The following is a 12,909-nucleotide window of genomic DNA, read 5'->3' as shown; positions in this document are numbered from 1 at the left end:
CGCCCTCACGGAGCTCGGCACCGCGCTGACGGCGTCTTCCGCACCGGCCGCCTCCGGGGCTCCTCTCGTGGGGGCCACCGGACGGACCGTGTTCAAGAGCGTCGGAGTGGCCGTGCAGGACTGGGCCGTCGCCCGGCTTCTGGCCGGCAAGTTCCTCCGCTGATGGGCCCGTCGGCCGGTCACCGGCCACCGGGCCACCCTGGGCGCAGAGCCGCAGAGCCGCAGAGCCGCAGAGCCGCAGAGCCGCAGAGCCCGTGAGTCGAAGCAGCACACCCCCGCAGGACCGTCCCGATCGGCAGGAAGGACAGCAATGGCAGACAACGCAGTGATCGTCGGCGCGGGTGTCATCGGACTCGCCACCGCCTACCGCCTCGCACAGGACGGCCTCGCGGTCACCGTGGTGGACGGCGCCGACGGGGAGAGCGGAGCGTCCGTCCACAACGCCGGGTGGATCGTTCCGGTCCTGTCGGCGCCCGTACCCGCGCCGGGAATGGTCGGGCAGGCGTTGCGGTGGATGACCCGGAGGGACAGCCCCCTCTACATCCGGCCCACGCCGCGCCCGGAGCATGTCCGCTTCATGGCGAGCATGCTGCGGTACTGCCGCCCCGGACCGTTCCAGCACGGGGTGGCGGCCCTGGCCTCCTTGAGCGAGCGCGCCGTCCCGCTGTTCGACCGGTACGCGGCCGACGGCGTGCGGTTCGAGTACCACCGCACAGGCCAACTCATGGCCTTCCAGACGCTCGAGGCCATGCGCCGGTACCAGGCGGCCACGGCGCCGATGGAGCGGATCGGGCACCCGGCCGTCCCGCTGTCCGGTGACGAGCTGCGGGATCTCGAACCGGCCCTCGGCAGGCAGGTGCGGGCCGGCCTGCGCTGCCCCCAGGAGCGGCATCTGGACCCGGTCGACCTGGTCAGGGGGTTGCGGGACCGCTGCCGGGAACTCGGGGTGCGCTTCCTGCAGAACAGTCCGGTCACCGACATCCGGCTCCGCGGCCGGGCGGTCGCCTCGGTGCTCGCCGGTGGTGAGGAGCTCGGCGGCGATCTGTTCGTGCTGACCGCAGGGGCGCACACCGGTCGCCTCGCGCGGCTGGCAGGCTGCCCCCTGCCCGTTCAGCCCGGGAAGGGACACGGGTTCGACGACACCGGCGGCACGGTGGCACTGCGGCACTCGGTCTATCTCGGCGAGGCGAAGGTCGCCGTCTCACCGCTGTCCGACCGGCTCCGGTTCGCCGGGACGATGGAGTTCGGCAGCTTCGACACCGCCGTCGACCGGCGTCGCCTCGCCGGCATCGTGCGCTCCGCGCAGGAGTTCCTGCCCGGCTTCTCCCCCGGCTCGGCACCGCGCGGCTGGACGGGACTGCGGCCGATGACCCCCGACGGGCTGCCGGTCATCGGGCCGCTGCCGGGCAAGGACAACGTGCTCGTCGCGAGCGGGCACTGCATGCTCGGGGTGACCCTGGCCCCGGTGACAGCGGACGTCGTCTCGGCGTACGTCGCAGGTGGTCGGCAGCTCTCGGAGATCGCCGGTGCGGTGCGTCCCTTCGCGCCGCGACGCTTCCTCTCCGGACGCTCCGCCGCGACCGCCGGGAGCCCGGCCGCTTCCCGGTGAAGTCGGACCGGGCCGCGCCGGGTGGTCCGTGCCGCACTCGCCGACCCGGTCCACCGGCGCCGCGCTTCTTGAGCATCTGTCGTACCGGGAGCGTCAGGGGTGTGACATCTGTCCATGGTGCGGTGGCGCGGCCCGTCCTACGGTCGGAACGCGAGCCCCCGTCGGCCGACCCCGGCGTCCCGTGCTCCCCGTTCCGCGTTCGTCGTTCACCGTCTCTCGTTCGTCGTTTCCCGTCGTCCGACGCACTCCTGCCGCGCCTCTCGCGCGCACCGGAAGGAACCGGCCCCACCCCGCCGGTCCGGCCCCCTTCCCGCCCTCGACCGAGGTGCGGTGATGCCCGACGGCCGCCCCGACACGAGGGCGTCGCCGTGCCCCTGTGACCGGACGCCCGGACCCTCCGCCGATTCCGCCGGCGTGCTGCGCCGCCGAGCGGTCCCCCGATCCCCTGGAGCAGAGCCATGTGTGTGGCAAGCGGACGCCCCCTGCCCGGCGCCGTCCCGGTCCGCCGCCGACCGGACTCCGACCCCGGCGCCGACGGTGACCCCCTCGTCGAGGCCCGATGCCACTGCGGCGGTCCGTTCACCCCGTGTGCCGGCTGCCGGTCCCCGCGTTGCCTCGACTGCGACCCATACCGTTCCGATGACTGTGCCTTCCCCCTCTGAACCGCCCCGCGACACCGCCACCTCGGCAGCGCCGGAGGCGACAGACGCAACGGAAGGCCCGGAGAGAGAGCTGCCGCGGGCGTACTACGTCGTGATCGGCAGCGATGCCGCACGCAGAGTCTGCGGTTCGCTGCGGTCCGCCGGGCACCTCGTACGCCACCTGCGGCAGCCCTCGGACGAGGAGCTGCGCCCGGCACTGGACGGCGAGGTGGCGGGCGTCGCGGTGCTGTTCGACGACGACGTCGAGTCCCTGCGCTACGCGCTCGCGGTGGAGCACGTCCGCCCCCGGGTCCCGCTCGTGGTGACGGTCTTCGACCGGACCGTCGCCGAGCAACTGGCGCGCATGGTCCCCAACTGCCGGGTCACCTCGTCCGCCGACGTCGCCGCGCCCGTCCTGCTCGCCGCCTGCGTGCAGCCCGACCTGCTGGCGCTCCGGCAGACCCCGGACGGCCCCGTCGGCGCGCGCTGGGAGCAGGGCGCCGTCCGGCTGGCGGCGTACCGGGCGCCGCGCTCCCTGCGCTACCGGGCCCGACTGGGCAAGATCCGCGGCCAGTTGCGCCCGCACGACGGCAGTTCCCGGATCATGCTGGCCGGACTGGCCGGGCTCTTCGGGGTGCTGCTGGCGGACTGGACCTGGGCCGTGACCCTCCACCACCGGCCGCCCGTGGAAGCCCTTCTCGAAGCCGCCCGCACCCTGGCCACGGTCGGCCCCGCGGCCGCGCACGGTTCGACCGCCTACCTGGTGTTCGCCAGCGTCGCCATGCTGGTCACCATCGTCCTCACCGCCGTCTTCACCGCCGGGATGGTCGACCGGCTGCTGGCCCCGCGCGCGATCGGCATGGTCGGCTCCCGGGCACTGCCGCGAGCCGGCCACGTCGTGGTCGTCGGGCTGGGGCAGGTCGGTCTGCGGCTGTGCACCGGGGTGCAGGCGCTCGGCTTCGGTGTGATCGCGGTCGAGCGCGATCCGGCCGCCCCGAACCTCCGGCTGGCGAAGGCGCTCGGGATCCCCGTCGTCGTGGCCGACGCGCGGGACCGGTTCGTGCTGCGCAAGCTGCGCCTCCACACGGCCCAGGCGATGGCGGCGGTCGCCTCCGACGACCTGGACAACATCGCCGTGGCCGTGGCCGCGCGGGCGGTCGACCCCGAGCTGCGGGTCGTGGTCCGGGCGGGCGACCACGAGGCCATCGCGGAGACCCGCTCCCTGTTCAGCATCGGTATCGTGCGCGACCTCGCCAGCCTGAGCGCCGCCTACACCACCGCGAGCCTGACCGGACTGCGGCCGCACGGGGTGCTCGCGCAGGACTCCCGGCTGCTCGTGGAGGGACCGAGCGGATCGTTCAGCCCATGGCCGTACACGGGCCGCTGCGCGCACCACCAGGACGGCGTCCGGAGCGATGACGCGAACAGCCGTGGGGGCGTCGGCCGGAGCGGTGACGGGGACGGCGACCGGGGCGGACCGCCGACCGCGGACCCCGGCGGGTGATGCGGCCGCCGAAGCCGCCGGGCGCCGCCGGGTCCCGGCCCGTCGCCCCCGCAGATGGTCACACCCCGGAGTCCGCCGGAGCGCCCGCGTGGCGGCGCAGTTCCGCGACGATGCGGGCCAGGTCGGCCGGGGCGGCCGCGAGGCGGACCGGTGTGCCCGCGTCGTCGATCTCGGCGATGTGCCACTTCCTGGGGACCGCTTCGCCGTCGCCGCCCCGCGGACGCCGCACGTTCCGCACCGTCAGCCGTTCCACCGGCAGCGGCTTCACCGCGAACCGGCCCGGGCCGCCGTGCGGAGCCACCGCGGGCGGGCCGTCGCCGAGGACGACGTGGGTGCCGAAGCCGGTCGGGTTGTAGTCGGTGTGTTCCAGGAAGCGTGCGGACAGGAAGACGTCACCGCGTGCCGCGGACTCGCGGGGCGGGGAGGTCCCGGCCGGTGAGGTCCCGGCCGGTGCGGCAGCCGTCCCGGACTCCGTGCCCGTTCCGGTGCCCGCACCCGTTGCCGCGTCGGGCCGGCGGATGCGGCTGGCGTACCAGGCCCAGGCGAACAGGCCCGCGCTGACCGCCGAGCCGCCCGCCGTCCAGGCCGTCACCGCGGGCGAGGCCAGGAAGTCCAGCGGGTGGAGGTAGCAGAGCGGCAGCAGCCACCCGGCGGTGCCGGCCAGCGCGCCCGCGAACGGCAGTGCCGAGGGGATGACCTCGTCCTCCGGCAGCCGGCGCCCGCGCAGCCGCATCAGGATCCGCGCCCCGGGCAGGCCCGCCACCAGCACGCATCCGGCCGCCACCATCAGCACGTCCCCCGCGCCGGGGAAGTGCTCGCGCCATATGTGTCCCGCCCCCGAGACCTCGCGCACCTGGCGCCGCCAGACGGTCAGTTCGACCCGGTCACCGGCCTCGAAGTCGAGCGCGGCCTCCCGTGAGACGCCGAGCCGCTCCAGCGGACGGCCCTCGGTGAAGTACAGCCAGCTGCGCTGCTTGGGCTGGTTGGCGTCGGTGCGCTCGATCTCGGCCCGCAGCGTGGTGAGGCACTCGGTGCGCTCCGCGGCGGGCGTCGCCGCGGTGCAGGGGACGGCCGCCTCCCAGGCGCTCTTCTCCGTCTCGGCCGCCGGTACGAAGGCGAGCGCGGTGCCCGCGCCCGTCAGCAGCAGTACGCACAGGGCCAGTGACCCGGCCCAGGTGCGTCCGGCGGTCCGGGCCGAGATGACGGGAACGCGGTCGGTGCGTGGGGCCGAGGCGGGCGCGTGGCGGCGGTGCAGTGCGCGCAGTGCCGCCAGCTTGGCCTCGAAGTCGGGCAGCTCGGCCGCCGAGCGGCACATGGGCAGGGGCAGGAGGCGCTTGCGCCGACCGCGCAGCACCACCATGATGCGGTGGGTCTCCGGGACGCGCCAATTGTCCGTGTGCATGCGCCGGATTCGAAGATCGGAGATGTCGCTCCACGGTATGTGCCGCCGGCGCAGCAGCGAGCGGAGGTGCACACCGTCCGCGTCCGCGGTCACCCGGTGGCTGACCGCGTGGAGCAGCGCACAGCTGATCAGCGCGACGAGCAGACCGATCCCCGTCCAGGGGTTCGGAGGTGTCCCCAGGTGGATCGCGCGGGCCGCCTCCAGACCGGTCACGGCGGTGCCGAGCCCGGCGGAGAGCCACAGGGCGCGCCGCCACGGCGCGGGGCACGGCACTTCCCACGTTTCGGTCATGGCGGCGATTCTTCCTTGCCCCGGCCGGGGGCGCTGCTGCCCCCTGCGGCAGCCTCCGGCCGGGCCACGCTGCCGGTGCCTGGAAGGGAGCGCGAGCCGGCAGGGCCGGGTGCGGCGAGCGGGGGGCCTGCGTGCTTCCCCTGCCGCCCGTCGGCTCGTCGCGGGGGCGGCTCGTCGGCTCGTCGACGGCGGCTCGTCGGAAAAACTTCCGGGAGGTGTGAACTTTCCCCGCGGAGGCGGCATCCCACTCTGCGTATCCGCCAACGTGATCAGCAGCAGAGGGAGTTTCCGATGCTTTCGCGCCTTTCCTTCCGTTCTTCCCGTCTTGCCCTGGCTGTCGTCGGCGCGGCGGTCCTCGCGGCCTCCGGGGCGGCGACGGCTTCCGCTGCCGCCGCCCCGGACGCCGGTGCGCGCGCCGGGGCCGGTCAGCAGGACGGGTGGGGGCAGGCGTGCGGTACCGACGACCTGGACTTCACGGTCAGCACGGAGACCCAGGCCGGCGGCTACTACCTCGTCACCGCCAAGGCGAAGCCCGGTATCACGTGCTACCTGGAGGGCACCATCCCCTCCGCCTCCTTCGGCTCGGCCGCCGACACCCATGCGTCGCCCGCCGAGCAGGCGGTCACGGACACCGTCGAGCTCTCCGGCTCCACCGCCGCCTACGCCGGTATCAGCCCCAAGTCGGCCAACAGCAACGGCGGCAGGGAGTTCGGCCGGCTCATCCTCGCTGTCGCGGGTGACGAGACCCACCCCGTCGGCTTCCAGCTCCCCGAGACCGTCGAGGTCGACCGGCCCATCACCACCAACTGGCACGCCGACCCCGCAGACGCCGTCCCCTTCGCCGCCTGACCGCGCACCGGGCACCGGCCGACAGCCGACAGCCGAGAGCCGACAGCGACTCCGGCTCCGGGGCACGGGGGGTTCCGGAGCGGGGCACGGGTCAGGCGCGGACCCCAGGAGGGGAGGGGTCCGCGCCCGGACCCGGGGGCCGGCCCGGGGAGGGGGAGGGGGCCGGGACGCCGCCCCGGAGCTCGGCGGTGAACTGGGCTCCGGCCAGCAGTGCGAGGTTGGACAGCCACAGCCAGATCAGGAAGACCACGATCCCGGCGAGCGAGCCGTAGAGCCTGCTGTAGGCGCCCAGCAGCGAGGTGTAGAAGGCGAAGCCCGCCGAGACCGTCAGCCACAGCCCGGCGGCGAGCACACCGCCGGGCAGGCTGTCGCGGCGCCGGCGTGCGGGCGGGGGGCCGGTACGGAAGACGACCAGCACGGTCAGGGCCACCAGGCACAGCAGCAGCGGCCAGCGCACCAGGCCCCAGACCAGCGGTGCGGTGCCGCCCAGGTGCAGCAGTCGGCCGAGGAGCCGCGCGACCGGCCCGCTCAGCAGCAGCACGAGAGCGCTGACGAGGAGCAGCACGAGCAGGCTCAGCGCGGTCGCCACGATCCGGGGGAGCTTGCGCAGCGGGGAGCGGCTGTCCGGGATGCGATGCATGCGGTGCAGTGCGCGGCGGAAGACGGCGAGGTAGCTGCATGCCGACCACAGCGCGCTGCCCCCGCCCGCCGCCAGCAGCGTCCACGTTCCGGAGCGCGGCGTGAGGATGTGGGTGAGCAGGTTGTGCAGCTCGGTGCCGGACTGGCCGGGCGCGTACCGGGTGACGTGGGTGACGAACAGCTCGGCGGCGTCCGGGCTGATGAGGGTGAAGGACAGCACGGTGACGAGCAGCGCCGGCAGCACGGTGAGTATGGCGTAGTACGTCAGGGCCGCCGCGTAGTCGTTGATGTCGTCGTTCCACATCCGCACCGGGATCCGGCGCAGGGCCGGCCACCACGCGCGGGCGGGACGCCCGCCGGCGGGCGCGGGGCCTGTGGTGTAGGTGGGCCCTGGTGCGGTGTCTGCGGTGCTTGCGGTGTCTGCGGTGCTTGCAGTGCTTGTGGGGGTGAAGGTGCTTGTGGGGCCTGCGGTGTCAGCGAGGTCTGCGGAAGCGAACGGGTCTGCGGGGTCGGCGGGTTCCGCGGGGTCCGCAGGGTCCGCGGGGTCGCTGACCGTGTGCGCCGCCCCGCCCGTCGGCGCCGGCACCCGCGCAGGGGCCGGTGTCGGCGGGGGAACCGGCACCGGCCCCGGGGCCGCGGCGTCCCGGGGGACGGCCGCGGAGTCAGCGGACATGCGGCGTCCGGTGCGTGCGGTGGCTGAGGCGCACACGAGTGGTGACGGTGTGGGGGGCGACCGCGGCCCCGGCCTCCGTGCCGACCGCGGTCAGCGCGTCGAGCACGGCCAGCGGCGTGGTGTCCGGCTCCAGCCATACGTGCACATACGCACGCAGCCGCCGACGGCGGGCGTGGACGCGCACCCGGGCGCGGGCGACTCCGCCGACGGACGCCGCGCGCCGGGTCAGCGCCTCCTCCAGCGCCTGCGTGCGCAGCACCCCGCCCGGCGTGGCCAGCGGCAGCCGGGAGCGCGCCCGCAGCCGGAGCTGCCCGAGGAACCACCAGGTCAGCAGCGCCGTGAGCAGGGCGCCGACAGCGATGACGGCGGGCGTCCACCCGTCGTGCGCACGCAACTCGGCCAGGCCCGGGCGGTCCAGCAGCACGCTGCCATCGGCGGGCGGACGCACCCAGCCCATCCCGGGCACGGACGACAGCCGGGCGGTCAGCCGCTCCACGGGCTCGGTGCGCAGGCCGGCCGACCACCCGCCGCCGAGCAGCAGCAGTCCGCCGGTCACCGCCAACACCGTCCGGTTGACGGCGGTACGGGGTTCGGCCATCAGCGCTCACCTCCCGGGGGCGCGGTGCTGCTGTCGGTGTCGGTGTCGGTGTCGGTGTCGGTTCCGGTGCTGGTGCCGGTGGCATCCATGATGCCGGTGCCGTCGGACGGTTCGGACGAGGGCGCCGGGGCGGCAGGCGTTGTCGGGTCGGAGGGTGTCGCGGGGCCGGGGCCGGGGCCGGGGCGGGAGTCGGGGCGGGAGTCGGGGCCGGGGGGTGCTGCTGCCGAGGGCACGTACGACGAGGGCGGGGGCGCGGAGTCCGGTGGCTGCCAGGTGGGTTCGAGGGTGAGCCGCACCCGCAGGCGCGGGGTGCGGCGCAGCAGGCAGTCCGCCAGCACCGCGTGGGCGGCGGAAGCGGCCTGCTCGCGGGCCTGTTCGCGGTCGCCGAAGGCCAGCGAGGCCCGGACGGTGGCGCGGTGGCGCCCGACCCGCACCCGTACCGCCGCCACACCTTCGACGTCCCCGACGGTGTCGCGGAGCAGCGCCGCGACGGTCGACCGGTCGACCGCCACGTTCCCTACGGGTGTGGCCGCGGCCAGCGTGAACCGGTGGCGACGGCCGGGGGTGAGCGCGAGCACCAGCATCCAGAGGCCCAGCACCGCCACGACCGCACTCCCGACGACGACCGGCATCTCATCCGGACCGTGTACGGACAGCCACTCGACCGTCCGTGTCCGCCAGGCGGCGGCCGGACGGTGCGCGACGTGGACGCGCACGACATCGGCGGTCACCGCCGCACATCCGGCGGCGGCCGACAGGGCCAGGACCGCGGCCGGGGCACGCCTGGCCGACCACCAGCGGCGCGGCGCCCGCCGCGCCGCGGCCGACGGCCCGCGCGTCGCCACCTCGCCGGCCGACGGCCCGCCCGTCGTCAGCTCGTCCGCCGGCACCTCGCCCGTCGTCACCTCGTCCGCCGGCGGACCGGGCGTCGTGGCCGTACCGGCCGTCGCAGCCGAGCCGCTCGCCGTGCCCGAGCCGGATGTCGGGGCCGGGTCCGACACTCCGGGGGCCGCCGGTTCCGACGGCACCGTCAGGCGGGTCACGGTCAGCCGTGCGGGGGCGACGCCCAGTCCGGTCAACTCGCGGGTCCGGTCGGTCACATGGCTCTGCACCCGCCTTGCGGTGTCCGACAGCGGCGCCGGATAGGGCAGCGGCAGGCGCAGCGCCACGGAGGCCCGCCGCCCGTGGACGGACGCCGAGCCGCTGGCGCGGCCCGCCGCCGGACCGGGCAGCGCCTCCCCGGCGGCCCGCTCGGCGATCTTGCGTACGGCCTTGTCCGCGACGGTGGTGGTGCCCCGCCGGGCGGCAGCGGTCATCGGCGGTTCCGCTCGAACAGCGCCCGCAGCTCCTGCGCCCGGCCGCCGCCGTCGAGCCAGGCACCCGCGCCGTAGCCGAGCGCGCCCAGCGCCGCGACCAGCAGGAAGGCACCGAAGCCGCCGAAGTAGGCGGCGAACGCCAGCGCCATCCCCGCGATCATGCCGATGAGCCCTCTGTCCATCTTCCTTCCCCGCCTTCCCCACGAGCCCCCGGCGGAGCCCGACCTGTCCCGTCCCCTGGTGGTGCCCGGCGCTCTCCGCGCCGTCGGCCGCGTGCCGCCCTGCCGTCCCCGGCGGTCCACGGCCGTCCGGGGCCTGGACGTGCGGACGGCATCGGATCACTCGACGCGGGAGTCGGCCGATCCGTCCTCGGTGTCGTCCTCGGGCAGGTGAACGTCTATGACGGCGATGTTGACCTCGACGACCTCCAGGCCGGTGATCCGCTCGACGGCGCCGATGACGTTCTCGCGCACGTCGGCGGCCACGTCCGTGATGGACACGCCGTAGTCGACGACCAGTTCCAGGTCGATGGCGGTCTGCCGCTCGCCGACCTCGACCTTCACGCCGCGGCCCACGTTCGGCCGCCCGCCGGGCACCCGGTCCCGGACGGCGCCGATGGTGCGGGACAGCCCGCCGCCCATGTCGAACACGCCGGGGATCTCCCGCGCCGCGATCCCGGCGATCTTGACCACCACGACGTCGGCGATGGAGGTCTTGCCGCGCGTCGCCGCCGGCTGGTCCACGCCGGATGCGCCCTGGGCGACCTCGGTCGTCCCCGTCGCGGGCTTCTCCGGCTGCTGTGCCCGGGACGCCTTCTGGGACACCGGCGTGTTCCGCTGCTGCGGCTGCTCGGTCTGTTCGGTCTGCTGCGTGGTCATCGCTGCTCCCTCTCCTTCTGGTGGTCTCTCTTCGGACCCGGACCGGACGTCGGGCCGGACCGGTCATCCGGCCCGGTTCGGTCATCCGGCCGGTGCGGCCGGCGGACCCGGGTCCGGCACCTGAGCCCTGGCCGGGCGCGGTTCCGCGGTCCCGTTCCGATGGACGGTCCCACTGCGTTGGACACCGGCGGGCGGCAGTTGTGACGCACCGTTCCGAAAAATCTTCGGACGGTGTCCCGCGGGCAGGTGAGGGTCAGGTCACAGGCACCCGTGCGTCACACAGGGCCGGTGATGTTGTCCAACGAGCAGACCGAACGAGAGGAGCGCCCTGTGACGGGGGACCGCACATCCGCCGGACCACCGGGCGGCGGGGACGGGCCCGACGACGCCCTGCTGACCGTCCGCGCGGTCGAGGGCGACGAGGAGGCGTTCGCCGTCCTGGTACGTCGGCACGCTCCGGCGCTGGTCCGGCTGGCCACCCGGCTGCTCGGCGGCCGGGCCGAGGCGGAGGACGCGGTGCAGGACGCGTTCCTCAGCGCCTGGCGGAAGCTGCCCGAGTTCCGCGGGGACTCCGCCTTCGGCACCTGGCTCTACCGCATCGTCACCAACCGGTGCCTGAACACCCTGCGTGCCCGCAGGCCGCAGGATCCGCTGGACGCGGCGCAGGAGCCGGCCGCACCCGCCCACACCGTCGCGCCCGACCGGATCGCCGAAGGCCGCGCGGCCGTGGGCGACCTGCACCGCGCGCTCGCGGAACTCTCGGCCGAGCAGCGGACCTGCTGGATCCTGCGAGAATGGGACGGCCAGTCCTACGCCTTCATCGCGGACACCGTCGGCATCACTCAACAGGCCGTCCGCGCCCGCGTCTTCCGCGCCCGACGCCATCTCACCAACGCTCTGGGGGCCTGGCGATGACCAGTCGTATCCACCCGCCCGCTTCCCCGCCGCCGCCCGAGCCGCCCGGCGCGTCCGACCCGGACGACGAACTGCTGCCCTGCGGGCGGCTGCTGTCGCAGGTGTGGGCCGACTGGGAGGAGGGCACCTCCGACGGCCACGAGCGCACCTGCCCGCACTGCCGCCGCGCGGTCGAGGAGTTGGACCACCTGGAGACGGCCGTACGCGGGCTGCACGACGAGGCGGACGACCCGGGGGCCTACGACGCGGCGCCGCTGACGCAGCGCGTCATGGACATCGTCCGCGTGGAACTGCGCCCCGGGCGCCCGCTGCCCCTGGCCCCGCCACCCGAAGACCTGTGGATCATGGAGACGGCGGCGGCCCGTACGCTGCGCGCCGCCGCCGAACAGGTGCCGGGCGTCCGGGCCGGCTCCTGCCGCATCGCCCCGGAACCGGACTCCGCGGAGCGGGACTCCGCCGGGAAGCCCGATTCCGCGGAGCCGGACTCCGCCGTGGGCCGGGTGTCCGTGCGTCTCGGCATCCAGGTGCTGATGTCCGTGTCCGAACCATCCGAACCATCCGAAACTTTGGAACCGTCCGACCTGCCGGGCCTCGCCGACGCGGTGCGGCTGCGGGTGGAGCGGGCCGCCGACCGGCACCTGGGGCTGCGGACCGCCGCGGTCGACGTCCGCGTCACGGACCTGGTCGACGCCGACGCCGAGGTGCCGGTCTCGGACCCGGCGAACACGAACGCGCCGGACCGATCCGCGAGGAACGTGCCGGGCGGAGCCGAATCGGGGATCAGCACCGAGAAGGGTACGGGCCGATGAGTCAGTACGCCGTCCTCAGCGAGGACCTCGCCGCGGCCGTCCGGGACGTGCCCGGCGTCGCCTTCCTCACGCCCGGCATCACCCGGCGGCTGCGGTCCGCGCTCACCGGCTCCGAGAGCGCGTCCCCCGCGGGCCTGCGCGTCAGCCGCCCCGCGGAACCGGGTGCCCTGTGGCGGATCGAGGTACGGATCGTCATCTCCGCCGAGGCGCGTGCGGTGGATGTCGCCCGCGCGGCGAGCGCCGCCGTCACGGCCCGCCTGACCCGGACCCACCCGGCCGACACCGCCCGGGTGACCGTCACCGTCACCGGCATCGTCTGACGCCCCGGGCCCCGGAACACCGCTTCGGCCCGGGGCCCTGGTCGGCGCGTCCTTGTTACGGCCTCACTTCGCAGGTCGACAGCAGGCACAGGTTTCCGCCCTGCACCAGTCCGATGCCGCTGCCCACTCCGTCGTCCGACCCGATCGAGCAGCGGGAGAGCAGGCAGAGGTTGAATCCCTGGGTTCCGCGGTAGCCGGCTTCGCGGTCCGGGAGGGAGCGCGTGCCGAGGGGCGAACGCGCGTGGGATTCGGTGCCGGCGGGCCGCGCGGTGGTGGTCGAGGCGGCTGCGGCCGTGCTGCCGGCCAGGCTCATGGCGGCCACGCTGCCGACCACGGCTATGCCCCCGAGGGCCTTCCTGAACGCCGAGCGGTACATGTGTGGGCTCCTTCGGCTGAGGTCGCTATCGGTATTCCGCGCGTCCTGGGCATTCGGCACGCGCGCCGGGGCGGATTGGTGTGCAGAGG

General features: G+C 75.0%; 13 protein-coding genes. 6 read left to right on the top strand and 7 right to left on the bottom strand.

Annotation, left to right across the window (positions count from 1 at the left end; genetic code table 11):
• Window positions 1–310: 310 nt before the first annotated feature.
• Window positions 311–1,609, top strand: a complete 1,299-nt coding sequence (locus A949_RS0104425) for an NAD(P)/FAD-dependent oxidoreductase (RefSeq protein ID WP_019354802.1) — start codon at window positions 311–313, stop codon at window positions 1,607–1,609.
• Between the two features lie 639 nt (window positions 1,610–2,248).
• Complete coding sequence (locus tag A949_RS0104420) at window positions 2,249–3,754, top strand: NAD-binding protein (protein ID WP_106428733.1); 1,506 nt, start codon at window positions 2,249–2,251, stop codon at window positions 3,752–3,754.
• A gap of 58 nt (window positions 3,755–3,812) precedes the next feature.
• Here the strand turns inward: A949_RS0104420 and A949_RS0104415 are convergent, their stop codons facing one another.
• On the bottom strand, window positions 3,813–5,447 hold the full coding sequence (locus tag A949_RS0104415) for a PH domain-containing protein (RefSeq protein ID WP_019354800.1): 1,635 nt from the start codon (window positions 5,445–5,447) through the stop codon (window positions 3,813–3,815).
• Between the two features lie 291 nt (window positions 5,448–5,738).
• Between A949_RS0104415 and A949_RS0104410 the strand changes: the two genes are divergently transcribed.
• Window positions 5,739–6,296 carry a DUF4232 domain-containing protein gene (locus A949_RS0104410; protein WP_019354799.1) on the top strand — a complete coding sequence of 186 codons (558 nt, stop codon included), beginning with the start codon at window positions 5,739–5,741 and terminating at the stop codon, window positions 6,294–6,296.
• A gap of 91 nt (window positions 6,297–6,387) precedes the next feature.
• On the opposite strand, the gene A949_RS32465 is transcribed toward A949_RS0104410, so the two are convergent.
• The 5 genes from A949_RS32465 to A949_RS0104385 all read right to left on the bottom strand — a co-directional run bounded on the left by A949_RS32465 (window position 6,388) and on the right by A949_RS0104385 (window position 10,400).
• On the bottom strand, window positions 6,388–7,239 hold the full coding sequence (locus A949_RS32465; RefSeq protein WP_019354798.1) for a YihY/virulence factor BrkB family protein: 852 nt from the start codon (window positions 7,237–7,239) through the stop codon (window positions 6,388–6,390).
• A gap of 358 nt (window positions 7,240–7,597) precedes the next feature.
• On the bottom strand, window positions 7,598–8,206 hold the full coding sequence (locus A949_RS0104400; protein WP_019354797.1) for a hypothetical protein: 609 nt from the start codon (window positions 8,204–8,206) through the stop codon (window positions 7,598–7,600).
• Window positions 8,206–9,522, bottom strand: a complete 1,317-nt coding sequence (locus A949_RS35365) for a DUF6286 domain-containing Asp23/Gls24 family envelope stress response protein (RefSeq protein ID WP_019354796.1) — start codon at window positions 9,520–9,522, stop codon at window positions 8,206–8,208. The genes A949_RS0104400 and A949_RS35365 overlap by 1 nt, the downstream gene beginning before the upstream one ends.
• Window positions 9,519–9,704 carry a hypothetical protein gene (locus tag A949_RS0104390; protein ID WP_019354795.1) on the bottom strand — a complete coding sequence of 62 codons (186 nt, stop codon included), beginning with the start codon at window positions 9,702–9,704 and terminating at the stop codon, window positions 9,519–9,521. The genes A949_RS35365 and A949_RS0104390 overlap by 4 nt, the downstream gene beginning before the upstream one ends.
• Before the next feature lie 156 nt (window positions 9,705–9,860).
• The gene (locus A949_RS0104385; protein ID WP_019354794.1) at window positions 9,861–10,400 is read right to left on the bottom strand and encodes an Asp23/Gls24 family envelope stress response protein; all 540 of its coding nucleotides are present in this window, start codon (window positions 10,398–10,400) and stop codon (window positions 9,861–9,863) included.
• A gap of 330 nt (window positions 10,401–10,730) precedes the next feature.
• Here A949_RS0104385 and A949_RS0104380 point away from each other — a divergent pair, with 330 nt between their 5' ends.
• The 3 genes from A949_RS0104380 to A949_RS0104370 are packed head-to-tail and all read left to right on the top strand — an operon-like array spanning window position 10,731 to window position 12,444.
• Entirely contained in the window at window positions 10,731–11,315 is a 585-nt protein-coding gene (locus A949_RS0104380) for an RNA polymerase sigma factor (protein WP_019354793.1), read from the top strand.
• Window positions 11,312–12,124 (top strand): hypothetical protein, encoded by an 813-nt coding sequence (locus A949_RS0104375; RefSeq protein WP_019354792.1) that lies wholly within the window; start codon window positions 11,312–11,314, stop codon window positions 12,122–12,124. Before A949_RS0104380 ends, A949_RS0104375 begins: the two co-directional genes overlap by 4 nt.
• Window positions 12,121–12,444 carry an Asp23/Gls24 family envelope stress response protein gene (locus tag A949_RS0104370; protein WP_019354791.1) on the top strand — a complete coding sequence of 108 codons (324 nt, stop codon included), beginning with the start codon at window positions 12,121–12,123 and terminating at the stop codon, window positions 12,442–12,444. Before A949_RS0104375 ends, A949_RS0104370 begins: the two co-directional genes overlap by 4 nt.
• Window positions 12,445–12,499: 55 nt before the next feature.
• On the opposite strand, the gene A949_RS0104365 is transcribed toward A949_RS0104370, so the two are convergent.
• Window positions 12,500–12,820, bottom strand: coding sequence for a hypothetical protein (locus A949_RS0104365; RefSeq protein WP_019354790.1), 321 nt, complete (start codon window positions 12,818–12,820; stop codon window positions 12,500–12,502).
• Window positions 12,821–12,909 lie beyond the last annotated feature (89 nt).

This window comes from Streptomyces sp. AA1529, from assembly GCF_000280905.1.
Classification (GTDB): domain Bacteria; phylum Actinomycetota; class Actinomycetes; order Streptomycetales; family Streptomycetaceae; genus Streptomyces.
The sequence above is the reverse complement of the archived record's forward strand: the minus strand, read 5'-3'. Positions and strand labels throughout refer to the sequence as shown.

Coding starts and splice junctions, on each gene's coding strand:
- A949_RS0104415 (WP_019354800.1), bottom strand. CDS start 5,447: ATGACCGAAACGTGGGAAGTGCCGTGCCCCGCGCCGTGGCGGCGCGCC.
- A949_RS0104425 (WP_019354802.1), top strand. CDS start 311: ATGGCAGACAACGCAGTGATCGTCGGCGCGGGTGTCATCGGACTCGCC.
- A949_RS32465 (WP_019354798.1), bottom strand. CDS start 7,239: ATGTGGAACGACGACATCAACGACTACGCGGCGGCCCTGACGTACTAC.
- A949_RS0104420 (WP_106428733.1), top strand. CDS start 2,249: ATGACTGTGCCTTCCCCCTCTGAACCGCCCCGCGACACCGCCACCTCG.
- A949_RS0104410 (WP_019354799.1), top strand. CDS start 5,739: ATGCTTTCGCGCCTTTCCTTCCGTTCTTCCCGTCTTGCCCTGGCTGTC.
- A949_RS0104365 (WP_019354790.1), bottom strand. CDS start 12,820: ATGTACCGCTCGGCGTTCAGGAAGGCCCTCGGGGGCATAGCCGTGGTC.
- A949_RS0104390 (WP_019354795.1), bottom strand. CDS start 9,704: ATGGACAGAGGGCTCATCGGCATGATCGCGGGGATGGCGCTGGCGTTC.
- A949_RS0104400 (WP_019354797.1), bottom strand. CDS start 8,206: ATGGCCGAACCCCGTACCGCCGTCAACCGGACGGTGTTGGCGGTGACC.
- A949_RS0104385 (WP_019354794.1), bottom strand. CDS start 10,400: ATGACCACGCAGCAGACCGAACAGACCGAGCAGCCGCAGCAGCGGAAC.
- A949_RS0104375 (WP_019354792.1), top strand. CDS start 11,312: ATGACCAGTCGTATCCACCCGCCCGCTTCCCCGCCGCCGCCCGAGCCG.
- A949_RS0104370 (WP_019354791.1), top strand. CDS start 12,121: ATGAGTCAGTACGCCGTCCTCAGCGAGGACCTCGCCGCGGCCGTCCGG.
- A949_RS35365 (WP_019354796.1), bottom strand. CDS start 9,522: ATGACCGCTGCCGCCCGGCGGGGCACCACCACCGTCGCGGACAAGGCC.